We start from the raw sequence: 24,241 nt of genomic DNA, 5'->3' as shown, positions 1-24,241 counted from the left end.
AAATACAAGACTCGATACCAATTTAGCGTGTCTTTTACCTCGATTAGGATTTAGAACATGCAAATAAATGGTTGCGTGAAGATTGAATTAATTGATTAAACTCAGACGCTGATTGAAGATGGTTCTCTACAAAATGTTGATCCAAAAAATATGGAAACTTATCAGCTTTATTAACCAATAACTGATAACGCGTAGTGGCATGTTGCACATACGGAGAGAAACTTGTCTGCTCAGCACCTTCACATTGCTCGGAATAAAGCGTTAATAGCTTAGATGCGATAGCAATTTCATTCGGATAATCATTTATCTCATCTTGAAGTTGAGCTCGGGTTGCTTGAAAACTTGCTAATCCGTATCCGCATACAAAAACAACCAATAACGACATTCTTTTCACTTATTTTTGATCCGTAATAAAAAGGAGAATCTGGCTATTCAAAAAACTGACTTAAATTAAGCAGCGGCCTCGATAAAGTCATAAATTGTATGCTTTAGGCACTAATAACCTTCTATGAGAATCTCTTTTATACTCCTTAACAATGGTCAAATGAAGCGCGTCGTTGTAATTCCACATTTTCTCCTTATTGTTTGCAAAGATTGACGAATTTGTGTATTTCACTTATCCATTATTGCTATGTAAATCCAATAAATCACAGTGTTCATATTGCAAATTTTTTTTCAGCACGTGTTAACTTCATTAAACTCGGATTTACTTTGCGCTATTTTATTTATGGCATAAAAAAACCAAACACAGGGTTTGGTTTTTTTGCAAAGAAAACTGGCTTACAGAATATTAGGCCATTTTATTAGCTAATTGCATTAGCCAATCTTCTCTAAGCCACGCATATAAGGGCGCAATACTTCAGGGATCGTGATAGAACCGTCCGCATTTTGGTAGTTTTCGAGAATCGCAACGACAGTACGACCAACAGCTAAACCCGAACCATTTAATGTATGCAGTAATGTAGGCTTTTTATCATTAACGCCACGGTAGCGAGCTTGCATGCGACGAGCTTGGAAATCCTTCATGTTAGAACAAGAAGAAATTTCACGATAAGTATTTTGTGCAGGAAGCCAAACTTCTAGATCGTAGGTTTTAGCAGCGCCAAAACCCATGTCGCCAGTACATAAAATCATTGTGCGGTAAGGTAAGCCTAACCCTTGTAATACTTTTTCAGCATGGCCTGTTAACTCTTCAAGTGCAGCCATAGAATCTTCAGGCTTAACAATTTGAACCAGTTCTACCTTGTCAAACTGATGTTGACGTATAAGGCCACGTGTATCACGGCCATATGACCCTGCTTCACTACGGAAACATGATGTTAATGCCGTCATTTTTAATGGTAAATCCGCTTCATCGATAATCGTGTCACGAACCATGTTAGTTAATGGAACTTCAGCAGTAGGAATTAAGCTTAGTCCTTGGCCTTCTTCAGTAGCAGGTTTTGTGTGGAATAAGTCTTCACCAAATTTTGGTAGCTGACCTGTACCTAATAAGCTTTCTTCATTGACTAGAAGTGGTACATACATTTCTGTATAACCATGGTTTTCAGTATGTAGATCTAGCATGTACTGACCGACAGCTCGAGTTAAACGAGCGATTTGACCTTTCATGACAATGAAACGAGAACCGGTAATTTTAACGGCACTTTTAAAGTCTAAACCATCTAAGCCTTCGCCAAGATCTAAGTGATCCTTGATTTCAAAATCAAATTTAGTCGGCTCACCCCAAGTCCGAACTTCAACGTTATCATTTTCGTCAGCGCCTGCTGGTACTTCATCATCAGGTAAGTTAGGCATGCTCATCGCAATACCATTTAGCTCTGCTAATAACGCTGCTAGTTCTGATTTCTTCGCATCGAGCTGAGAACCTAAGTCACCCACTTTCGCCATGATTTCACTAACATCTTCGCCACGAGACTTTGCTTGACCAATGGATTTAGAGATTGCATTACGGGATGCTTGTAATTCTTCTGTTTCCACTTGTAGCGACTTACGTGTTTCTTCTAAAGCAGTTAAGCGGCTAACATCAAGGATAAAGCCACGTCGTGCTAAAAGCTCAGCTGTGACTTCAAGTTCGTTACGCAAAAATTTTGGATCTAACATGTTATATATTCTTAATAGTTAAATGCGAGAAAATACTAGCTGCTGACCGACATACACCATGAATATACATAGGATGACATTCAACAACACGTTGAGAATTGCTTTAATGAAGAGTCCCTCTTGCATTAGCAATAATGTTTCATTGGAAAAAGTCGAGAATGTGGTTAAAGCACCTAAAAGGCCAACTCCGACCATCGCTTTTAGCTCTGGGCTTAAATGCGAGGTTTCGAGACTAATGGCATATACAATGCCCATTATGAATGATCCCAATATATTGACCAACAGTGTACCAAAAGGAAAACTGCTTCCAAATAGCTGAAGCATTAAAATTGAAATAACATAGCGAAAAACTGCTCCAATAGAGCCGCCGAGTGCCACAAACATGATATTGGTCAAGCTAATCATATCGTTTTACCTCACTTGTTCTGTCAAGTTCAGCCAAATGGCCCAATTTATCTTTTATCCGTTTTTCAAAACCACGTTCTGTTGGATAGTAAAATTGGCTGTCTTGTAATGATTCTGGGAAGTAATTTTCACCTGGTGCATACGCGCCAGGTTCATCATGAGCGTAGCGATATTCTGCCCCCAATCCCATATTTTTCATTAGTTGAGTTGGTGCGTTTCGTAGATGATCTGGAACTGATTCATGGCCTGACTCACGTGCTAATGCTCTTGCGGCTTTAAAAGCAGTATAAACGGCATTACTTTTTGGGGCACTTGCCATATACACTATCGCTTGTGCAATTGCTCTTTCACCTTCTGCAGGTCCCACTCGGTGGAAGCAATCCCAAGCGTTTAGCGCAATATTCATTGCCGTTGGATCGGCATTGCCGATATCTTCTGAAGCGATAGCTAGTAATCGTCTCGCAACATATAGCGGATCGCCGCCACCTTCCAATATACGACAATACCAGTATAAAGCGGCATCGGGAGCAGAACCGCGAACTGATTTATGCACTGCCGAGATTAAATCGTAAAATTGATCGCCATTTTTGTCATAAGCCGCCATTTGATGCCCGGCAACTTGCGTCAACATGTCTGGTGTAAAACTGCCGTTATCGTCAACCAAGTCACTCATTAACTCTAATAAGTTTAATGCTTTTCTCGCATCGCCATCTGAAATGCTGGCTAATTGCTGCATCACGTCATCTGGCATAACAAAATGACGAGTCCCAAAGCCACGCTCTTCGTCTGTTAAGGCTTGCTGGATAATTGTAGCAATGTCTTGGTCTGAAAGTGGTTTGATTAAATAGACTCTTGCTCGTGATAACAACGCGTTGTTTAACTCAAATGAAGGATTTTCCGTGGTGGCGCCAACAAAAATAACCGTGCCATCTTCAATAAAGGGTAAAAATGCATCTTGTTGGCTTTTATTAAAACGGTGTACTTCATCAACAAACAATAAAGTACGTTGACCTCTGCTTTGTGCTACGGCTTGAGCTTGTTCTATAGCCGCTCGAATTTCTTTTACACCAGACGTTACAGCAGAAATTCGCTCAACATGCGCGTTAGCATAATGGGCAACGAGCTCTGCTAGGGTAGTTTTACCCGTTCCTGGAGGCCCCCAAAGTAACATTGAGTGAGCACGGTTGGCTTCAAGAGCTTGCCTTAAAGGTTGACCTTCACCTAATAGATGAGACTGCCCGACATACTCACTGATATCTCTTGGACGCATTCTAGCAGCCAAAGGGCGAAAGTCAGGGGCAAAGTCAAATCCTAAATTAGCCACTATGATTTATCGCTCTGATTGACGCTGATCATCAATATCGACATCTGTTGGGATAACAAACTCAAACAACCCCTTTTCTTCTGTTGATACATTAGTCTGCTCGCTTAAAGCAAATTGACTATGATTACCTTGCTGATCAAGTAAGCTAAAATCACTAATGCCTGAATCATTAAAGCACACAGTGACAGTCACAACAGACGTATCCAATAATTTAGGCTTAATCAAATAACACGCTTTACCAGACTCTGGTTGCACTTGGCTAACATGGTATTGTTGCCAGGTGCTCTCATCTCGATGTACCAATAATGCGATTGGCGATGCTTCAACTGCATCAGCAAAATCCATTACAGTCACCTCTTCTGCAAACGGGTTATATATCCATAAATCAGAGCCATCAGCGACGATTAATGACTCATCAGGTTCAGTCAAATGCCAAAAGAATTTATTGGGGTATGCTAATGCAAAGATGCCACTACCACTTTGAATAACTTTGTCGTTAATATCTGTGACTTCTTGTGTAAAATTCGCTTTTAATGAATCAAGTTGTTCCAATTTGCTACGCAATGCGCGTGAATCATCTGCCATCACGTTAGCAGATAGCAACAAGGCTACCATTGAAATTACACCAACACTTTTTGTCATATTGTTTCCTACTACTTGTTTGAGGTGCAGAACGCTTATTACACACTACCTCATATCTGAGGTGCCATTGCCAATTAGGTTAATGTTAGCCTCTAGGCGGTGGTGGCGCTAATACTTCACGATTTCCGTTATGACCTTGCGTACTGACAATCCCCTGCGCTTCCATCATCTCGATGATTCTAGCTGCTCGGTTATATCCAATTTTAAATTTACGTTGCACACTGGATATTGAGCCACGACGCGTTTCAGTAACAAATGCCACCGCCTCGTCATAAAGTTGATCGGTATCGTCATCAGTCTCAGCTGTTTCACCTGGCAGTAATACTTGTTCACCTTCGCTTACGCCATTTAGAATTTCATCAACATATTGTGGTTTACCTCGAGCATGCCAATCAGCAACCACTTTGTGCACTTCGTGATCGTCAATAAACGCGCCGTGCACACGAATAGGAACGCTTGTTCCTGGTGGCAAGTAAAGCATGTCACCCATGCCAAGTAAGGTTTCTGCACCTTGTTGATCTAAAATGGTTCGAGAGTCAATTCTTGAGGAAACTTGGAAAGCTATCCGTGTTGGAACGTTGGCTTTAATCAAACCAGTAATCACATCCACAGAAGGTCTTTGGGTTGCTAGTATCAAATGGATACCCGCAGCTCGCGCTTTTTGGGCAATACGAGCAATCAACTCTTCTACCTTTTTACCAACAATCATAATCATGTCGGCAAACTCATCAACCACAACGACTATTGAAGGTAATTTATCTAACTCAGGCGCTTGTTCATCCATGCTTTCCGATGATTTCCACAACGGGTCAACGATCGGAGTGCCAGCTTCTTTAGCCAGTTTAATCTTAGTGTTGTAGCCTTTAAGGTTACGTACACCCAGCGCCGACATTAACTTATAACGGCGTTCCATTTCCCCAACACACCAACGCAGCGCATTGGCTGCTTCTTTCATGTCGGTGACAACTTCACAAAGTAAGTGCGGAATGCCTTCATAAACCGACAGTTCCAACATTTTCGGGTCAATCATGATAAAGCGAACATCATCAGGACCAGATTTATAAAGGATACTGGTGATCATGACGTTCACACCGACAGACTTACCCGAGCCTGTAGTACCCGCCACTAATAAATGCGGCATTTTACCTAAGTCAACAACAACAGGGTCACCCGCGATGTCTTCACCCAGCACCATAGATAAGTTCGACTGGCTTTCATCAAAGGTTTTACTGTCAAGCACATCTCGCATAAAGACCGTTTCACGGAATTTGTTAGGTAACTCTAAGCCAACATAGGCTTTTCCTGGAATGACCTCTACAACACGAACACTTTCAGCAAGTAAAGAGCGCGCTAAATCCTTAGAAAGGTTTGTAATTTTCGAGGCTTTAACACCTGGTGCAAGTTCAAGTTCAAACCTTGTCACAACCGGTCCTGGGAATACGCCAACCACGTTTGCGACAATGTTAAAATCAGCTAATTTAGTTTCAACAAGCCTTGCAACTATATCTAGCTCGTCTTTAGTTATTGGATTTTCTTTACGATCGGGTACATCTAATAAACTGATACTCGGTAATGGCGGCATTGCCACTCTTGGCTGACTCGTGACCACTTGCGGCTCTTGACCAGGAATAACAATGATCCCCTCGGCAACATACGGTTTTTCAGCTGCACTTGCTTGGACGGGGGCGCTTTCAGTAGAAGCCACAGAATCTGATACCGATTCTGATTGCTGGTTTTTAACCGCAGCAGCCATAACCGTTGCACCAATAGAAGTAGTACGTTCAAACTCATCGCCAAATTCAGCAACACTGTTTTGTTGGTTCTGTTGAGTAAGATCAACCGCTGGTGCATCACCTGTTGCGGCCCACGCTGGCGTGTCATCAGCTACAATAGCGTCATTTGTGTTTAATTGAGGTTCCACTCTGCCCTGCTCATTTATATTTGCCTGAGCATGCTCTGAGTCATTCATATATTCGTCATCCAAAGCATCATTTACTTGTTGACGACGTGGTGAAAGTTTAGATTTTAAACGCGAGAAAACCGAAGGTTTATCTTCGCTATTATCTTCATCAACGTAAACAGAATCATGGTTTGATTCTTCGTTGTCGGCGGTGAACTGAGGTTCTAGTTTTCCGCCATATTCACGAGTCGTTGCAGGGTTAATTTGATTGTCGCCCTGACTTTCGTCATGTTGTGGTGCACTGAATTGCGTATTACCGTCAGCAGTGACATTGGCATTTTCACGACCCTGCTTAAATTTATCGACAACAGACAAGAAACCTCGCGTATCTTCTGTTTCTGTATTTCCAGAAAAGTAAGTAGGCAAACTAATAATTTTTTTGACACACCATATCGTGCCGTAACCTGTGCCTTCGATGACCGTGAGCCAGCTAATACCTGTCGCTAATGTAAAGCCTGCACCAATAAAGCAAAGCAACAAGAGTGTCGTGCCAAGATTATTAAAGTAAGGCAGCATAGCTTGGCCAATGACATCTCCCGCAACACCACCTGCTGAAAAAACATAAATATCATCAGCATTCATACTCGCTAACGCAGCTAAGGCTAATACCATAAGCATGAATCCAATGATTCTTAATCCAACCGAAAAGTAGTCAATTTCAAACAGTTTATGAGTTCGGTTAAATATGAACCAACCTGTTGCCGCAATAATGATGGGAATAAGGTAAGCAATAAAGCCAAAGAAGTAGAACAAGACATCTGCAGTCCACGCGCCCACAGCACCAGTTAAATTACTGATTTCCCCTTGATAATGGGACTGGCTCCAGCCTGGATCATTCGGGTCAAAGCTACTTAAAGCTAAAAGGATATATGTTGCTGTCATGCAACAAATGATTAGGCCACCTTCAAGAAGACGCTGTAGGCCACTAAGTGTTTGAAGACTATTTCCCTGAGACAAACGAAAACACCTGAATATGAATTAAATAAGAATGATAACAATAACAGAATATCAATGACGTTGCAGTGATTATGCAATGCTTGAAAGCCAAGCTCAACCTAATGTTTTCATATAGATGCCTGCATAACCAATATTTAATTAACAAAGCGATTTTGGAGTAAAAAGTAAGCAATTTAGGCTGTAAAAAAGCCAAGAAGTGGGATTTTAGATAAAAAAATAAAGGGCAACGCCCTTTATTTTATTTGGTCAGAAAGTTTAGTAGCTATCTGCTAATAAATTTAATGCGACTTTATTAGTTTGTTTGACTTCTTCCATGACCACGTAAGTACGAGTATCAGAAACTGATGGCAACTTAAGTAGTGTCTCACCTAATAAACGACGATATGCCGACATGTCAGATACTCGAGTCTTCAATAAATAATCAAAGTCACCAGAAACTAGATGACACTCTTGAATATCATCTAACAACTGAACAGCTTTGTTGAAGCGCTCAAAAATATCGGGCGTATCTCGTGTTAACGTGATTTCCACAAAGACAAGTAAAGATGCACCAAGATAATGCGGGTTAACTAATGCTGTATAGCCATTAATGTAACCTTGTTTCTCAAGACGCTTAACTCGCTCTAAACAAGGAGTCGGACTTAACCCAACTCGCTTGGATAACTCCACGTTTGATATGCGACCATCAACTTGAAGTTCATTGAGGATATTACGGTCAATCCGATCTAAATCTTTTACAGAATTTTTTTTATTATTTGCCATATTATTAACCTTGCTTTAGCACAAAAACAACATATTCATCTTTTAATGTGTAAAGTTTAGCAGCATAAACTGCGTCTAGGGCACTATACTAGACTTCCCTGAAATAAGCACGTTCAGGCGACCGAATATAATAACAATTGAGATGTCGACACCGACAAATTTAAATAGAGGCACAAAATGATTATTGGTATCCCTACTGAAATCAAAAACCACGAGTACCGTGTAGGTATGGTTCCTTCAAGCGTTCGTGAATTAACGATTAAAGGCCATGATGTATTCGTTCAATCTAATGCCGGTATGGGCATTGGCTTTACCAACCAAGATTATATTGACGCTGGTGCTTCTATCTTAGAAACAGCTGCTGAAGTCTTTGCTCAGTCAGACATGATTGTCAAAGTAAAAGAGCCGCAAGCTGTTGAACGCGCTATGCTTCGTGAAGATCAAATCCTATTTACTTACTTGCATTTAGCTCCGGATATGCCGCAAACAGAAGACTTAATTAAGAGTAAGTCTGTCTGTATCGCATATGAAACTGTCACTGATGATCGTGGCGGCTTACCGTTACTTGCTCCAATGTCAGAAGTTGCTGGACGTATGTCGATTCAAGCTGGTGCACGCGCACTTGAAAAGTCTTTAGGTGGTCGCGGTATGTTACTTGGTGGTGTTCCAGGTGTTGAGCCAGCGAAAGTCGTGATAATTGGCGGCGGTATGGTTGGCACTAATGCTGCGCAAATGGCTGTGGGTATGGGCGCAGACGTTGTTGTGCTTGATAGAAGTATCGATGCCTTACGTCGTTTAAACGTTCAGTTTGGCTCTTCAGTTAAAGCGATTTACTCAACAGCTGATGCAATTGAACGTCATGTTCTAGAAGCGGATCTTGTTATTGGTGGTGTCCTAGTTCCTGGCGCTGCAGCCCCTAAATTAGTGACTCGCGACATGATTTCACGCATGAAAACAGGTAGTGCGATTGTCGATGTAGCTATTGACCAAGGTGGTTGTGTTGAAACGTCTTACGCAACAACTCACCAAGAGCCAACTTACATTGTTGATGATGTTGTTCATTACTGTGTTGCCAACATGCCTGGTGCCGTTGCACGTACATCAACTTTCGCACTCAATAACGCTACACTGCCTTATATCATTAAGTTAGCGAACTTAGGTTACAAAGCAGCGTTATTAGACGACAAGCATTTATTAAATGGCTTAAACGTTATTCATGGCAAGCTTGTCTGCAAAGAAGTTGCAGAAGCATTAGAACTTGAATTTACTGAGCCTAAAAGCATGCTGGCGTAAACAATATCAGTTTGATTTAGTTGATTAAATCATATTTAAAAGCCGCTGATTAAGCGGCTTTTTTTATTTCCTCACCGGTTATACCCAAGCTAAACACGTCTTACTTTTTAATCCCAAATGCATAAACTTCTCAATTTTCAAACACGTTAAATGCCGTTGAAAAGCGCGTTTAATGCACTCCACGTACACACAAAAAACGGCTATAAAACGCAATATAAAATGCATCAATTTGTATCAATCGTTTGTTTTACACTCAGCTAACACGTGTTAACCTTTTTATTAGCTGTTGCTTAATTAAATAATTTGATAATTCTGCTCTTGACAGCATTTTTAGTGTTTTTTGATTAAGCGTTTAAAGGATACCCTATAAGTCAATGCTGGTAAGGGTTTCAAAAAATACAACAAATAAAACACGCCAAATCATCACGTTAATCACCCTAATAGTGTTTTCTACTGAGTTAGTTTTTTTGAACAGTATTTTAAACTGTTGGAAAAATGACTGATTTTAACTACAATTTGGACTCATTTTTACCATTTCAGTGATTAAGTTATGTGGCTACAAAAGCAAGTACAACTCGCATCAAAAACACGTGGATTTCATATCGTCACAGACGAAATCCTCAATCAAATACCCGAACTTAATCAGCTGAAAGTTGGTTTAATGCATGTCTTTTTACAACACACTTCCGCTTCCATCACTATCAATGAAAATGCAGATCCAAGTGTAAGGCAAGATTTTGAATCTTACTTCAACCGTGTCGCTGCAGAAAATGAACCTTATTATATTCATACCTATGAAGGCAGTGACGACATGCCCGCTCATTTGAAATCTAGCTTATTAGGTTGCCAAGTAACGATACCGATTAAAAATGGCCAACTTGAGCTAGGCACCTGGCAAGGAATATATCTTGGAGAGCACCGTAACCATGGCGGACGTCGGCGTTTACTGGTTACAATAAATGGTGAGTCAGATGTCTTATAGTAATCGAAAGCGGTGTTATATTGATTTTATAAGCCGACATTTCACGGTTAAATAACATCAAGTATTAAGGGTTATCTAAGCTTAGTTTATTTCAGTATTTATTTAGTTAGCTTAAGAGCAAAATTGTTTTTCAACTAATGCCAAAAACTCCTGTTGCGGCATTGGTTTATAAAAAAAGTAACCTTGAATATCGTCGACTTTTTGCGTTTTAACGAAATCTAACTGAGTTTGTGTTTCAACGCCTTCAGCTGTAACAGTTAACTCTAAAGCATTACTCATACTCGCAATGGCTTCTACTAATGCTTTATGCCGTGCACCCTGTTCAATTTTTTGGATAAACGCTTTATCAATTTTTATCTGATCGACTGGGAAGTTGGCAAGATAAGATAACGATGAGTAACCAGTGCCGAAGTCATCGACCGAGATTTTAATTCCCCACTCTCTTAATCGTATGAGTAAGTTTTCAATATTTTGATGCTGGTCCATCATTAGCGACTCGGTAATTTCCAAGGTTAATAACTCAAACGGAAATGCGGTCTTGCATGATTGTTCACTGCAGGATTTAATTGAATCAATAAATTGATGTTGTAACTCATCATTTAAGAATTCGCAGGTCGATACATTGACCGACAGTGCAATAGGCGTATTTTGTTCAACAAATTGATTAATTAGCTTGATGGCTTTTTCTCTAACCCACTTTCCAATTGGTACGATTAAACCCGAATGCTCAGCTATAGGAATAAACTCCTCAGGTGACACAAACTCACCGTGAAGCTTCCAGCGCAATAAAATTTCAGCCTTAGCAATATGAGTATTTTGAGTCGACACTATTGGCTGAAAGTACAATTCAAACCCTTTCTCATTTAATGCCTTAGTCATCTCCATTTGCAAATAAGCGGTACGTTCAGCGTTTTGCTGCATTGTCTTATTAAAAAACTGATAACCGTTACGACCGGTTAACTTAACGTCATACATCGCTTGGCTGGCACAATTGACCAAAGATTCAACAATGGTGGAATCTTCAGGATAACGAGAAATACCAATACTAATAGAGGGGTGAACTTGTTGATTATCAATATTAATTTTATCTGTCACCACTTGGTTGATATCTTTGGCAATGCTGATTAAATCTGAGGTAGAGATTTTGCCAGGAATGAATAAACCAAATTCATCACCCGCGATTCTCGCTAATAAGCCATTTGAAGGAGCGACATTGGCTAAACGGTTTGATACTTCTTTTAGCAATACGTCGCCATTTTCATGTCCCAAACTATCGTTAATCTGTTTGAAATTATCAATATCCATTAACAGAACACTACAAGCCGCCCCTTTTTGATGGGTACGCTCTATTTGCCAAACATAGTCATAGATTTTATCTAAGAAACAACGACGATTAGCTAAACTCGTTAATGCATCGTTATTTGCTTGAAAATGGATCAAACGATTAGCATTTTTGTGCTCGCTAATGTCAGTAATAAGCCAAGAAAAACAATTCTGTTCACCATGATAATCCCTAAAAGTGGTGACCGTAACATCAGCATCAAAAGTTTGCCCATTTCGCTTATAAGCAAGTAACTCACCTTGCCAAGTATTGCCACGATGAATGTTCTTCAGCATTGACTCCAGTACTACCGGATCGGATTGCTCAAAAAAAACATTAGGATCGAAACATTGCTTGTCAGCAGTAAAGTCTCTCGTGATGGTTTTGAACATAGGGTTAACGGACAAAATTGAATGTTCATCATTGGTGATAATCAAGCCCATTGGCAGTTTATTAAATATACGGCTAGTTAATCGTTGTAAATGCAGCCCCTGACTACGCTCTATGGCAAGGCTGCCAAGCTTTGCAGCTTCTTGTATTAACTCAAGATCAACGCCAGCAGGAGATTTAATCGTATCGTAATACATGGCAAAAGTACCAAGTACATTGCCATGGGTATCGATAATAGGCTCTGACCAACACGCTTTTAACCCAGCTTTAAGCGGTAGTTCTTTATAGGCGGCCCAATTGGGGTGATTTGCAATATCTTCAACAATGACACGTTTTTTGGTTGCTGCAGCGGCGCCGCATGAACCAACATCAATACCGATTTCAACACCATGAATTGCTTGATTATATTCTTCAGGTAAACTTGGAGCAGCACCAGTCAGTAATCTTTTTTTATCATTGCTTAGCAATAATACTGAGGCTTTAGTACCGATTTTTTGCGCTTCTATGGAAAGCACTAATGAATGGAGGATTTCTCTGAGTGGTGACCCATCTAAAACCATAGAAAGTATCGTACTATAACGCACGATACTTGATGAACGATGACTTAGTACGGCATGTTCTTCAATATTCATTGGTTGATATTGGGCACTTTCCATAGAGCTCCTTAGCATTACAGCTAGCCTACAATGCTAGTTTTTATTTTTGATTTACTCTTGAGATTATTCATAAAAACAAAGAAGATCAACCAAAGTATTACTAAAATTTAACATCTCCATCTGGGACAAACACCTAGCTAGTATGATTATCTTACAAAAATGTGCTTTGGTATATTTTGTTCTTAGAACAACAAAAAAAGCAGTAATGTCTGCTGACATGACTGCTTTCATAACTTGTTTTAAATTAAAACAACTGAGTTTACGCTTCGCTAACGCGTTCCATTCTCGCTAAGTAAAAACCATCAAAACCGTGCTCTGAAACTAAAATCTCTTCATCATCGATAAAGCTAAAATGCGGGTTAGCGGCTAAAAATGCATCGACTTGATTACGATTTTCATCAGGCATAATTGAGCAAGTTGCATAAACCAATATACCGCCCACTTTCACCATTCTGCTGTAGCTTTGCAAAATATCTTTCTGTAACTCCATTAGAATAGGTAAACGTTCAGGCGTATCTCGCCATTTTGCATCTGGATTACGTTTTAATACACCTAAACCAGAGCATGGTACGTCTAACAGTACGCGATCAGCCGTTAATTTTAGGCGTTTAATTGTTTTACTGCTGGCAATAATTCGAGTTTCAACATTGTGAGCACCAGCTCTTCTAGCACGTGCTTTTAAATTGTCGAGTTTCCATTGTTCAACGTCCATTGCTAGCAAACGACCTTTGCCTTGCATTTGCGCTGCAATATGTAAGGTTTTACCACCAGCGCCAGCGCAAGCATCTACAACACGCATCCCCGGTTTAGCGTCGACTGCTGCTGCAACTAATTGAGAACCTGCATCTTGTTGCTCAAAAAAGCCTTCTTTGAACGCTGCCGTTTTAAATAATGCTGAATCAGATCGCACTTCTAATGCACTCTCAACACCTTCGACTTCGTTGGTTGCTACCAGCTCTTTTGTTAAACGTTGCTTTAACTCTTCTCGACTCGCTTTTAAACTATTCGCGCGAATATAACGTTTTGGAGGCATTGCTAATGCAGCACGCTCAGCAGGCCATTTTTCGCCAAGTTGCGCAGCGCCAATGTCATCTAACCATTCAGGACAACCATCCCACAGTGCTGGTTTAGTTTTCGCTTCAGCGAGTTTCTGCGCAAAATCGTCTTGATCAACGGGTAAAGCATATTCCATTTTCGGTAGATCTAATTCATGAAACAAATGCCAGCCATTTAATAATTTCGAGCCCATACGTTCGATATCTGAAGCTTGTATATCTACAAGTTCACAATATAAGTTTAGTCGACGCAGGATATCGCCCGTTACCGTTGTAATTCGCGCAAGCTCTGCTGGCGGTAATTGACGGCCTGAGAAATTGTGAGAGTATGCTCTATCTAATGGTTTACCATCAGTTAACACCATGGTTAGCACATCGATTACCAGCTCAGAAGAACTGCCAGAAAGTGGAAAAGTCAGCATTGAAAATCTCACAGAATTATGGAAAAGAAATTTATATAGGAAAAGCGGATGGATCATAGGAGCTATCAGGCTGTAGCGCAAGTATTGATTATGATTTATCAGGCTTTAAGCCGAATTAACAAGGTCTAAGTAGAAAACTAAAAAGCAGCCATAAGGCTGCTTTTTAGTTACGACATAATTATCTAACTGAATTATGACATCTGAGAGCCTTTAGCACCGTAAAATACGATATAAGCATAACAAACAACAGGCAATATAAATGCTGGTTGAATGCCCATTGAATCAGCCATGACACCTTGCAATAAAGGAATGATTGCACCACCAACAATAGCTAAACACAATATACCACTGCCTTGTGACGTGTGCGGCCCTAAATCTCTTAGTGCTAAACTGAAAATGGTCGGGAACATAATTGAATTAAATAACCCCACGGCTAAAATGGCATACATGGCAACTTCACCGCTGGTATACATTGCCACTAACACCAATATTGCGGCAACGAAACCATTAAAGGCTAATACTTTACCTGCAGCAATTTTTTGCATTACAGCTGAGCCGATAAAGCGCCCTACCATAGCTCCCCCCCAATAATAGGTAATGTATTTAGCAGCATCAGCTTCTTGTAAGCCAACAATGTGCTCTTCACCTAAAAAGTTAACTAAAAAGCTACCAATAGAGACTTCAGCACCAACATAAACAAAAATACCCACTGCACCTAATACTAGATGTAAGCTTTGTACCGCACTGGTTTTGCCTTTATAGCTCACTTCACCTGTTGTTTCTTGTTCTACGTGCTCTTCAATAACGGGTAAAGACAGTTTGGCAAAAATAATTGCTAAAATGGCTAGAGTGGCTGAAAGAAACAGATACGGCATTTTAACGACTTCAGCTTCGGCTTGAGCATGACTCATTTCCCCAACCGCACCTGTAGCGACCGATAAAATCAAGATAGCGCCAAAGTATGGCGCAACTGTCGTGCCTAGCGCATTGAAAGCTTGGGTTAAATTAAGACGGCTAGAAGCTGTTTCTTCGCTCCCAAGTGCATTTACATAAGGATTAGCAGCAACTTGTAAAATAGTAATCCCTGATGCCAATACAAAAAGTGCCCCTAAAAACAAACCATAAACGGCTAAATCAGCTGCAGGGTAAAACAACGCACAACCGAAGCTTGCAATAACTAATCCAGTAACGATACCGCGCTGGTAGCCGAGTTTTTTGACTAACTTACCCGCAGGTAAAGACACTAAAAAGTAAGCACCAAAAAAACAGAATTGAATCAGCATAGCTTCGGTATAGCTTAATGAAAATACAGCCTTTAAGTGCGGGATTAAAATGTCGTTAAGACACGTTATAAACCCCCACATGAAAAAGAGTGAGGTCAGCGAAACCAATGCAAACCGGTATTTTCCATCACCTGAATGGCTAACGGTCGTATTAGAACTAGAGATAGTAGAGGCCATATTCTTGTTACTCTTGTTATTGTGTAATGGTTGTTAATTGAATATATGAACAGCGATCGTGAGATCGCTATTTAAGATTTAATCAATCACAGCGAAGAAACAGTTAAATGCATCGAGAGAAACGCTATTGTTTTTATCTACAACTGCACTCGCCAAACCATGGTCAGTAATGACTTGGTTAATTGTAAAGTTCGAAACATCAAACTCGTGAGTTTTATTTGCCAGGTTAAATATCACTAACAAGGTTTGTGTTTCGAAATGACGTGTGAAAGCAAGAATAGGTTCACTGCTATCAATAAACTTAATGTCACCTGCAATTAATGCAGGGAAATCTTTGCGCCAAGCTAAGAAATGACGATATGCGTGTAAAGTTGAATTGCTATTTTGTTCCTGAACATCGACAGCTAACTGTTTGTGGACATCAGGTATGGGTAACCATGTTTGCTTGCTTTGACTGAACCCTGCTTGCAAATGGGCATTATCCCAAGGCATAGGCGTACGACAACCATCTCGACCTTTAAACATTGGCCAGAATGTTATACCGAACGGGTCTTGTAATTGCTCATATTCAATAGGCGCTTCAGTTAAGCCCAGTTCTTCACCTTGGTAACTACACACACTGCCGCGAAGTGAAAACAACAAGCCATTTAGCATTTTGACTAAGTCAGGGTTCGCTTCACCTTTGCCCCATCGTGTCGCGACACGTTGAACATCATGATTACCAATAGCCCAACAAGGCCACCCATTTCCAATACTGGCTTCTAACTCTTCAACAGTTTGACGTATATAAGCAGCACTGAAATCATTTGTGAGTAATTCAAAGCTATATGCCATGTGTAAACGATCGTCACCTTGAGTATATTCTGCCATCGTCGCAAGCGAATCTTCAGATGAGACTTCACCTAAGGTCACTGCACCAGGATACTTATTGATCAATGCACGTAAGTCTTCGATAAAACCAACCGTTTGTGGGCGAGTATTATTATAATAATGGTACTGATACGCGTAAGGGTTATCTTCGCTGAAGCCTCGCCCTTGGCGTTGTTCTTTAGGTTTTGCAGGGTTATCTCGAAGTTGTTCATCATGGTAACAGAAGGTAATGGCATCTAAACGGAAACCATCGACGCCTTTTTTAAGCCAAAACTCCACATTATCTAGAACCGCTTTTCTCACTTCTGGGTTATGAAAGTTAAGATCTGGCTGACTTTTAAGAAAGTTATGCAAATAATACTGCTGACGACGTGGTTCCCACTCCCAAGCACAACCACCAAAAATAGCTAGCCAGTTATTAGGTGCCGTTCCATCCTCTTGTGGATCTGCCCAAACATACCAATCCGATTTATCATTATCACGGCTTAATTTACTTTGCTTAAACCACGCATGTTCATCTGAGGTATGACTCAATACTTGATCAATAACCACTTTAATATTTAACTTGTGCGCTTTGGCGATTAACTCATCAAAGTCATTCATGGTGCCAAACATAGGATCAACATCGAGATAATCACTAATGTCGTAACCAAAGTCTTTCATTGGAGACTTAAAAAAAGGAGATATCCATATCGCATCAACATTTAAGCTAGCAATGTAATCAAGTTTCGCAATAATTCCCTGTAAATCGCCTACTCCGTCGCCATTGGAATCCATTAAGCTTCGTGGATACACCTGGTATATCACTCCACCGCGCCACCATGATAACTGACTCATTGCACACCCTCTGTAATAAGAGAATTAACTATTAAACAACTTAGACATAGTTAACTCTTTGTTGCGACCCAGTAACGAGCCGTCATTATTATTTAATTGACTCGAGGATACGTGAATATGGAAATCAGGTTCAATAGAGCTGCATACGTATGCAAAGAATTAATACAAATTTTAAAAATACAAAACCACAAGTTAAGTGCTACAATTCAACAACTTAATTAATCAGCAACAAGACTTTTGAATGTTAATTAAAAGTAAAAAAACGGCCTTTTTTAGCCTGCATAACCTTTGAATACGTATGCATAACGTTGTCGTAGAAAGAATGCTAGGAGTAGTATCTTCACTGTTCCGCAACAAAACGGACATATACCTCAGCGCTTATGCAGTCATTTAAGCAAGCTGAAGGAAATACTATAAAGACTGTAAATATAAATAATAGAAATCTAGCAGCTCAACCTTACACATTAATTAAGGGCTGCTGGCCATTCAGAAGGGGAAAGATGGATGTCGCTATTTAAACCAAGCTTACTAACGTTAGCAATGGTTGCTGCCAGTACAAGTATGTACGGTTACGCAGCTGAAGCAGAAGAAGGCACAACTGCAGATGAATCAATTGAGGTGTTAAAAGTCACCGGTATTCGTCGAAGCTTACAAGAATCTCAATCATTAAAAATGTCTTCTTCATCAATTGTTGAAGCGATTTCAGCTGAAGATATCGGTAAATTACCTGATGTCAGTATTGCAGAATCACTTGCACGTCTGCCTGGTGTATCAGCACAGCGTCTTGATGGCCGTGCTAACGTTATCTCTATTCGTGGTATGGGTCCTGACTTCACAACTGCAACATTAAATGGCCGTGAACAGGCTTCTGTTAACGACAACCGTGGTGTTGAATTCGACCAATACCCTTCTGAATTATTAAACCGTGTTGTGGTTTATAAAACGCCAGATGCATCAGTAATGGCTCAGGCTATCGGTGGTACAGTCGATATGCAAACCATTAGTCCGCTAGCACACGGCGAGCAAACATTCGCAATTGGTTTACGTGGCGAAATGAACGATCTTGGCGCATTAAATAGCGGCTCAGATGACACTGGTTACCGTGGCAGCATTTCATACATTGACCAATTTGCAGATGATACTATCGGTATAGCATTAGGTTACGCTCGTATGGTGTCACCTAACCAAGAAGAACGCTGGCAGGCTTGGGGTTACCCTGAAAATGATGCTGGTGATAGTGTGTTAGGTGGTGCTAAGCCATTTGTTCGTTCATCAGAGCTTGAGCGTGATGGTGTTCTAGCGGTATTCGAATATGCTCCAAATGATTTTTACCACACAACGGTTGATCTTTATTACTCAAAATTTACTGATGATCAGCGATTACGTGGTATTGAGATCCCAGCAGCATGGGGCGCTAATGGTGGTGTTGAAGCCACTAATACTGAAGATGGTTTGGTAACTGAAGGCATCATTCGTGGCGCTGAAGTTGTTGTTCGTAATGACGTCAATAAGCGTGATGCTGAATCTTTATCTGTAGGGTGGAATAATAAATTCTTCCTAAATGATAACTGGTCTGTTGAAGCTGATGTTGCTTTGTCAAAAGCAGAACGTACTGATATCGGTATGGAAAGCTACAGTGGTACAGGTCGTGGTACTGGTGTTGGTGCTGTTGATGACTTAGGCTTCGCCTACAATGGCAGTGGTGGTTATAACTTCACTCACAATTTAGATTACTCAGATCCAAACGTTATCAAACTAGGTGATCCACTTGGTTGGGGTAGCCCGTTAGGCGCAAACACTCAAGACGGCTTTATTAACAAACCAGAGATTGAAGATGAATTAAAATCTTTCCGTTTGAGTGCTGAATATGTATTTGATGATGGTGCATTCCGTAGTATTGAATTTGGTGTAAACCGTACAGACCGTGACAAAACCAAGTTAGACAAAGGTTACTACTTAACCTTAAAAGGTTATGACGGTACAGACCCAAACTATGTAATGACAGTACCTGATCAGTATTTACTGAGCCCTACTTCTCTTGATTTCTTCGGTATGGGCGACGTATTAAGCTATGATTCTCTAGCTTTTTATAACGACGGTAATTACACAGAAACTGATGTAGCAAATGTTGACTTATCTCGTGCCACAAACTCTTGGGGCGTTTACGAAGAGATTTCTACTGCTTACATTATGGCTAATATTGAAAGCGAGTTATTTGACCTACCACTAACAGGTAACTTTGGTATCCAAGCTGTACATACAGATCAAACTTCAGACGGTACTGTTGCAACAGTTGAAAACGGTGAAGTAGTTGTTACTCCACGTACGGCTGGTGACGATTATTTAGAATGGTTACCAAGCGTCAACTTAGGTTTAGAAGTTGCTGAAGGACAAATGCTTCGTTTTGCAGCTGCACGTACATTAACTCGTGCACGTATGGACAAAATGAATGCAAACGTTAACTTTAGCTACAATGAAAACCCTAATGACGGAGTAAACTGGTCTGGTGGTGCAGGTAATCCTGAGCTTCGTCCATGGTTAGCTCGTCAATACGATTTAAGTTATGAAAACTACTTCAGTGATCAAGGTTACTTTGCCATAGCAGTATTCTATAAAGATTTAGAAAACTATGTCTATGACCAACAGTCAGCATTTGATTTCAGTACTATCTTGCCGCAAAACCCAGGCGATAACCCTATTGGCATCGTAACTCAGCCACAAAATGGTGACGGTGGTTATGTACAAGGTATCGAGGCTTCATTCTCACTAGATTTTGGCTTCTTTGCTGATGCATTAACAGGTTTTGGTACTGTTATGAGTGGTTCTTATAACGACAGTGAAGTAAAAGAAACACCAGACAGCGATCCTACTACTTTACCAGGTCTTTCTGAGAAAACATTTAATGCAACTGTGTACTACGAAAACTCTGGATTTGAAGCACGTGTTAGCTCTCGCTACCGTAGTGACTTCTTAGGTGAAGTCACCGCAATTAGTTTGACGCGTCAAAACGTGAACATCAAAGCTGAAACTGTGGTTGACGCTCAAGTGGGTTATGACTTCTCTGAAAGTGGTATTGATGCCCTTTATGGTTTATCTGTACTTTTCCAAGTGAATAACTTAACCAATGAGCCATTCACATCTTATACAGGTGAAGATGCACGTCATGTTCGTGATTATCAAAATTACGGTCGTAACTACATGTTAGGCGCTAACTATAAGTTCTAATTAAGACGATTTGTCTCGTTAGTAACATTGAAGAGCCTCTGTAACCTGTTACAGGGGCTTTTTATTATTTCATAATCTGTTTATTACAACCGACAAATAAAAGGCGATTACTATGAATAAAAATAAAATAAAAGACATTGTAATTGTTGGAGGCGGTACTTCTGGTTGGATGACCGCAGCCATGTTAATCAAACTATTTAAAGCTCAACTTAACATCACATTGATTGAGTCAGAGTCCATTGGCACCATTGGTGTCGGTGAAGCGACCATCCCTCCTCTTCAAATATTCAATAGTGTCCTTGGAATCAACGAGGCTGACTTTATCAAACAAACCCAAGCGAGTTTTAAACTAGGAATCCAATTTGAGAATTGGGGTAAGGATAAAGACAGCTACATGCATGCTTTTGGCAATTTTGGCAAGGATATTGGCTACACTCAATTTCATCATTATTGGTTAAAATCCTCGCCTCAAAATGCTCATTCATTTTGGGATTACTCACTCAACTATCAAGCTGCTGCAGAGAATAAATTTGCTCCTATAGACACAATTAAGGGCTCTCCTCTTGCTGGAATAACGCATGCGTATCATTTTGATGCATCTCTTTATGCCCAATTGCTAAGGCAATATAGTGAAAACTTATCAGTAAAACGTCTTGAAGGATTCATTAGCTCAGTACAGCTCAAGCAAGAAGGCGACATTCGATCGGTTACTCTTAAAGATGGCCAGGTCATTAACGGCGATTTGTTCATTGATTGTTCCGGGTTTGCAGCACTATTAATAGCACAACAATTAAATGTCAGTTACGAGAATTGGCAACATTGGTTGCCGTGCGATAGTGCTTACGCAGTGCCATGTGAGCGCAGTGAGCCATTAGTCCCCTACACTCGTTCAATAGCTCATAAAGCAGGCTGGCAATGGCGCATACCATTACAACATCGTACCGGAAATGGGGTGGTTTATAGCAGTCAGCATATAACAGATGATGAAGCTAAATCGTTATTGCTCAACAATTTAGATGGAAAACCACTTGCTGAGCCCAAAAAGATAAGCTTTACAACTGGAAGGCGTGAAAAGCAGTGGCATAAAAACTGTGTTGCTATTGGTCTTTCCAGTGGGTTCCTTGAGCCCCTTGAATCAACCAGTTTACATTTAGTTCAGTCTGCAATAATTCGATTAACAAAGTTCTTCCCACATCAAGGTATTCAACAATCCAGCGTTGACGAATATAACCGTCAATCAAAGTTGGAGTTTGAACAGATTCGTGACTTTATCATTTTACATTATCACGTGAATCAACGAAGCAGTTCATCCAATAAAACTGACTTATGGCAACAATGTCGTGATATGCCAATACCTGCATCATTACAGCAAAAAATTGACTGTTTCAGAACAACGGGAACAGTCACTCGATATCAAGATGAACTGTTTACAGAAGCGGCTTGGATCCAGGTCTTACTTGGCCAAGGGGTGACACCAAAAGATTATAACCCACTCGCTAACAATATTAACCAAAGTGATCTCACTGAGTTTTTAAGTAATGTAAAACAGATCATTTCCGGTGCAGTTACTAATATGCCAACACATAATGACTATATTCAGCGGCTTTAAACGCTATAACCAGTAATCTCATCCCCAAATAAAATATATAAAGCAAGGTTTATAATATGACGGATCAGTTTAAATTAGCTTACCCACTACTAATAAGTTTGCTGTTTTCAGCGCCAGTTGCTTCAGAAGTATCATCATTTTCAGTTGAGCCAGAGTCATGGTGGGCTGGCATGCATAACAGCCAACTGCAATTACTAGTTTATGGTGACAATATCGCCAATAAACAAATCAGACTCGCCCAAGCTAATGGGGTTAAATTAATTGACGTTCATCAATCTAGCAGCGATAACCACTTATTTGTCGATCTTGACCTAGCTAATGCCAAGCCACAAACGTTAACGTTCGCCATTTATGATAACGATAAACTAGTGCAGCATTTTGATTACCCTATCCTTGCACGTGAGCCAGGATCACGTGACAGACAAGGCTTTAGCAATAAAGATGTCATTTATCTGATAACACCCGATCGTTTCGTAAATGGTAACCCTGATAATGATAGCCACCCAGATATGCTCGAAAAAGTTAATCGTGCAGACAAAGATGGTCGACATGGCGGCGATATTATGGGGATCCGTAAATCACTTCCTTACTTGAGCGAATTAGGTGTTACCCAGTTATGGATTAACCCGCTTTTAGAAAATAATCAGCAAAAGTATTCATATCATGGTTATTCCACCACTGACTTTTACAACATAGATCCCCGCTTTGGCAGTAACGAAGAATACAAGTCATTAGTCGAAGAAGCGAAGCAGTTCGGAATTGGAATTATTAAAGATGTTATTGTCAATCATATGGGTTCAGGACATCGCTGGATGGCAGATTTTCCAACTTCAACTTGGATAAACGGCCAGCAACAATGGCAACAAAATCCATCTGATATCTTATATACCAGCCATCGAAGAACAACAGTACAAGACCCTTACGCACTGAAAAGTGACAGAGCTAAGTTCGAAAACGGATGGTTTACTGACACCATGCCTGACATGAATCAACATGATCAGTTTATGGCAAATTACCTGATTCAAAATAGCATTTGGTGGGTGGAATATGCAGGGTTAAGTGGGATCCGTGAAGACACCTATTCATACGCCGACAAAACATTTTTAACTCGCTGGTCAAAAGCGATTATGGATGAATATCCAAACTTCAATATTGTCGGTGAAGAATGGACTGCAAACCCGATTACAGTCAGTTACTGGCAAGCTGGAAAACAAAATGCTGATGGTTATGTGTCACATACTCCTAGCATGATGGACTTTCCGCTATATGAAGAAATGATTAAAAGCTTTACCGATAAAGAGGACTGGGGAAGCGGCTTAATCACTTTATATGAAATGCTTGCCAATGATGTGATTTATGCCAAACCGACGGATTTAGTCTTATTTGAGGGCAACCATGATACCAACCGCCTATACAGTTTGATGGGTGAAGATTTAGCGACGTATAAAATGGCGATGACTTATGTGATGACAAGTAACCGTATTCCACAAATGTTTTATGGAACAGAAGTGTTAATGACTAGCCCAACCAAAGACCGAAATGATGGGTTAGTGCGAAGTGATTTCCCTGGCGGCTGGCCAACGGATAAAACCAATGTATTTGAGCAAACAAACTTAACGCCAGATCAATTAGATTCGCTAACGTTTAATAAGACCTTATTAAACTTTCGTAAAAACTCACTTGCTATCCAACAAGGTACCCTGTCTCATTACGTGCCTAAAGACGGTGTTTACGTGCAAGCAAGACGTTATCAAAAATCTGATAAAAATGAAGATATTCTGATCATATACAACAAGAATGAAAACGCTGTTGAGCTTGATTTAAATCGATTTAGTGAAGTGCTCAGTCAGCATACCTCAGGCGTTGAACTGTTCAGTCAACATTCGTATTCATTAGATAAGCCACTCAGTTTACAAGAAAAAGGTGTCATTATCTTAAGCTTATCTAACTAATAACAAAAATGACTGC

General features: G+C 40.3%; 16 protein-coding genes. 5 read left to right on the top strand and 11 right to left on the bottom strand.

What is annotated here, in order from left to right:
• Positions 1-43: 43 nt before the first annotated feature.
• The 7 genes from AN944_RS18000 to lrp all read right to left on the bottom strand — a co-directional run bounded on the left by AN944_RS18000 (position 44) and on the right by lrp (position 8,153).
• A complete protein-coding gene (locus AN944_RS18000) occupies positions 44-385 on the bottom strand; it encodes a hypothetical protein (RefSeq protein WP_055026030.1) in 342 nt (113 codons plus the stop codon).
• Between the two features lie 431 nt (positions 386-816).
• Positions 817-2,103 (bottom strand): serine--tRNA ligase, encoded by a 1,287-nt coding sequence (gene serS, locus AN944_RS17995; RefSeq protein WP_055026029.1) that lies wholly within the window; start codon positions 2,101-2,103, stop codon positions 817-819.
• 18 nt (positions 2,104-2,121) lie between these two features.
• Entirely contained in the window at positions 2,122-2,508 is a 387-nt protein-coding gene (gene crcB / locus AN944_RS17990; RefSeq protein WP_372036725.1) for a fluoride efflux transporter CrcB, read from the bottom strand.
• Complete coding sequence (locus tag AN944_RS17985) at positions 2,501-3,778, bottom strand: replication-associated recombination protein A (protein ID WP_408005090.1); 1,278 nt, start codon at positions 3,776-3,778, stop codon at positions 2,501-2,503. Before AN944_RS17985 ends, crcB begins: the two co-directional genes overlap by 8 nt.
• Before the next feature lie 60 nt (positions 3,779-3,838).
• A complete protein-coding gene (gene lolA, locus AN944_RS17980; RefSeq protein WP_055026027.1) occupies positions 3,839-4,474 on the bottom strand; it encodes an outer membrane lipoprotein chaperone LolA in 636 nt (211 codons plus the stop codon).
• Positions 4,475-4,559: 85 nt separating this feature from the next.
• Positions 4,560-7,391: a DNA translocase FtsK 4TM domain-containing protein gene (locus tag AN944_RS17975; RefSeq protein ID WP_055026026.1), complete on the bottom strand. Its 2,832-nt coding sequence runs from the start codon at positions 7,389-7,391 to the stop codon at positions 4,560-4,562.
• 255 nt (positions 7,392-7,646) lie between these two features.
• On the bottom strand, positions 7,647-8,153 hold the full coding sequence (lrp, locus tag AN944_RS17970; RefSeq protein ID WP_055026025.1) for a leucine-responsive transcriptional regulator Lrp: 507 nt from the start codon (positions 8,151-8,153) through the stop codon (positions 7,647-7,649).
• A gap of 177 nt (positions 8,154-8,330) precedes the next feature.
• On the opposite strand from lrp, the gene ald reads away from it, so the two are divergent.
• Complete coding sequence (ald, locus tag AN944_RS17965; protein WP_055026024.1) at positions 8,331-9,446, top strand: alanine dehydrogenase; 1,116 nt, start codon at positions 8,331-8,333, stop codon at positions 9,444-9,446.
• Between the two features lie 550 nt (positions 9,447-9,996).
• Positions 9,997-10,428 carry a secondary thiamine-phosphate synthase enzyme YjbQ gene (locus tag AN944_RS17960; protein ID WP_055026023.1) on the top strand — a complete coding sequence of 144 codons (432 nt, stop codon included), beginning with the start codon at positions 9,997-9,999 and terminating at the stop codon, positions 10,426-10,428.
• 111 nt (positions 10,429-10,539) lie between these two features.
• Here AN944_RS17960 and AN944_RS17955 read toward each other — a convergent pair whose 3' ends face one another.
• The 4 genes from AN944_RS17955 to AN944_RS17940 form a co-directional block, all read right to left on the bottom strand.
• Complete coding sequence (locus AN944_RS17955) at positions 10,540-12,795, bottom strand: EAL domain-containing protein (protein ID WP_055026022.1); 2,256 nt, start codon at positions 12,793-12,795, stop codon at positions 10,540-10,542.
• A 259-nt stretch (positions 12,796-13,054) separates the two neighbouring features.
• Positions 13,055-14,272: an RsmB/NOP family class I SAM-dependent RNA methyltransferase gene (locus AN944_RS17950; RefSeq protein WP_055026021.1), complete on the bottom strand. Its 1,218-nt coding sequence runs from the start codon at positions 14,270-14,272 to the stop codon at positions 13,055-13,057.
• Between the two features lie 191 nt (positions 14,273-14,463).
• Positions 14,464-15,732, bottom strand: coding sequence for a sugar MFS transporter (locus AN944_RS17945; protein ID WP_055026020.1), 1,269 nt, complete (start codon positions 15,730-15,732; stop codon positions 14,464-14,466).
• Between the two features lie 78 nt (positions 15,733-15,810).
• Positions 15,811-17,439 carry an alpha-glucosidase family protein gene (locus tag AN944_RS17940; protein ID WP_055026019.1) on the bottom strand — a complete coding sequence of 543 codons (1,629 nt, stop codon included), beginning with the start codon at positions 17,437-17,439 and terminating at the stop codon, positions 15,811-15,813.
• 504 nt (positions 17,440-17,943) lie between these two features.
• On the opposite strand from AN944_RS17940, the gene AN944_RS17935 reads away from it, so the two are divergent.
• The 3 genes from AN944_RS17935 to AN944_RS17925 all read left to right on the top strand — a co-directional run bounded on the left by AN944_RS17935 (position 17,944) and on the right by AN944_RS17925 (position 24,225).
• On the top strand, positions 17,944-20,664 hold the full coding sequence (locus AN944_RS17935; RefSeq protein WP_055026018.1) for a TonB-dependent receptor: 2,721 nt from the start codon (positions 17,944-17,946) through the stop codon (positions 20,662-20,664).
• Positions 20,665-20,776: 112 nt separating this feature from the next.
• Positions 20,777-22,273, top strand: coding sequence for a tryptophan halogenase family protein (locus tag AN944_RS17930; RefSeq protein ID WP_055026017.1), 1,497 nt, complete (start codon positions 20,777-20,779; stop codon positions 22,271-22,273).
• Positions 22,274-22,329: 56 nt separating this feature from the next.
• A complete protein-coding gene (locus AN944_RS17925; RefSeq protein WP_055026016.1) occupies positions 22,330-24,225 on the top strand; it encodes a glycoside hydrolase family 13 protein in 1,896 nt (631 codons plus the stop codon).
• Positions 24,226-24,241 lie beyond the last annotated feature (16 nt).

The sequence above is a fragment of the Shewanella sp. P1-14-1 genome, from assembly GCF_001401775.1.
Taxonomy (GTDB): domain Bacteria; phylum Pseudomonadota; class Gammaproteobacteria; order Enterobacterales; family Shewanellaceae; genus Shewanella; species Shewanella japonica.
The sequence above is the reverse complement of the archived record's forward strand: the minus strand, read 5'-3'. Positions and strand labels throughout refer to the sequence as shown.

Coding starts and splice junctions, on each gene's coding strand:
- lrp (WP_055026025.1), bottom strand. CDS start 8,153: ATGGCAAATAATAAAAAAAATTCTGTAAAAGATTTAGATCGGATTGAC.
- AN944_RS17955 (WP_055026022.1), bottom strand. CDS start 12,795: ATGGAAAGTGCCCAATATCAACCAATGAATATTGAAGAACATGCCGTA.
- AN944_RS17960 (WP_055026023.1), top strand. CDS start 9,997: ATGTGGCTACAAAAGCAAGTACAACTCGCATCAAAAACACGTGGATTT.
- AN944_RS17950 (WP_055026021.1), bottom strand. CDS start 14,272: ATGCTGACTTTTCCACTTTCTGGCAGTTCTTCTGAGCTGGTAATCGAT.
- ald (WP_055026024.1), top strand. CDS start 8,331: ATGATTATTGGTATCCCTACTGAAATCAAAAACCACGAGTACCGTGTA.
- AN944_RS17940 (WP_055026019.1), bottom strand. CDS start 17,439: ATGAGTCAGTTATCATGGTGGCGCGGTGGAGTGATATACCAGGTGTAT.
- AN944_RS17985 (WP_408005090.1), bottom strand. CDS start 3,778: ATGCGTCCAAGAGATATCAGTGAGTATGTCGGGCAGTCTCATCTATTA.
- lolA (WP_055026027.1), bottom strand. CDS start 4,474: ATGACAAAAAGTGTTGGTGTAATTTCAATGGTAGCCTTGTTGCTATCT.
- AN944_RS17930 (WP_055026017.1), top strand. CDS start 20,777: ATGAATAAAAATAAAATAAAAGACATTGTAATTGTTGGAGGCGGTACT.
- AN944_RS17925 (WP_055026016.1), top strand. CDS start 22,330: ATGACGGATCAGTTTAAATTAGCTTACCCACTACTAATAAGTTTGCTG.
- serS (WP_055026029.1), bottom strand. CDS start 2,103: ATGTTAGATCCAAAATTTTTGCGTAACGAACTTGAAGTCACAGCTGAG.
- AN944_RS18000 (WP_055026030.1), bottom strand. CDS start 385: ATGTCGTTATTGGTTGTTTTTGTATGCGGATACGGATTAGCAAGTTTT.
- crcB (WP_372036725.1), bottom strand. CDS start 2,508: ATGATTAGCTTGACCAATATCATGTTTGTGGCACTCGGCGGCTCTATT.
- AN944_RS17935 (WP_055026018.1), top strand. CDS start 17,944: ATGTCGCTATTTAAACCAAGCTTACTAACGTTAGCAATGGTTGCTGCC.
- AN944_RS17945 (WP_055026020.1), bottom strand. CDS start 15,732: ATGGCCTCTACTATCTCTAGTTCTAATACGACCGTTAGCCATTCAGGT.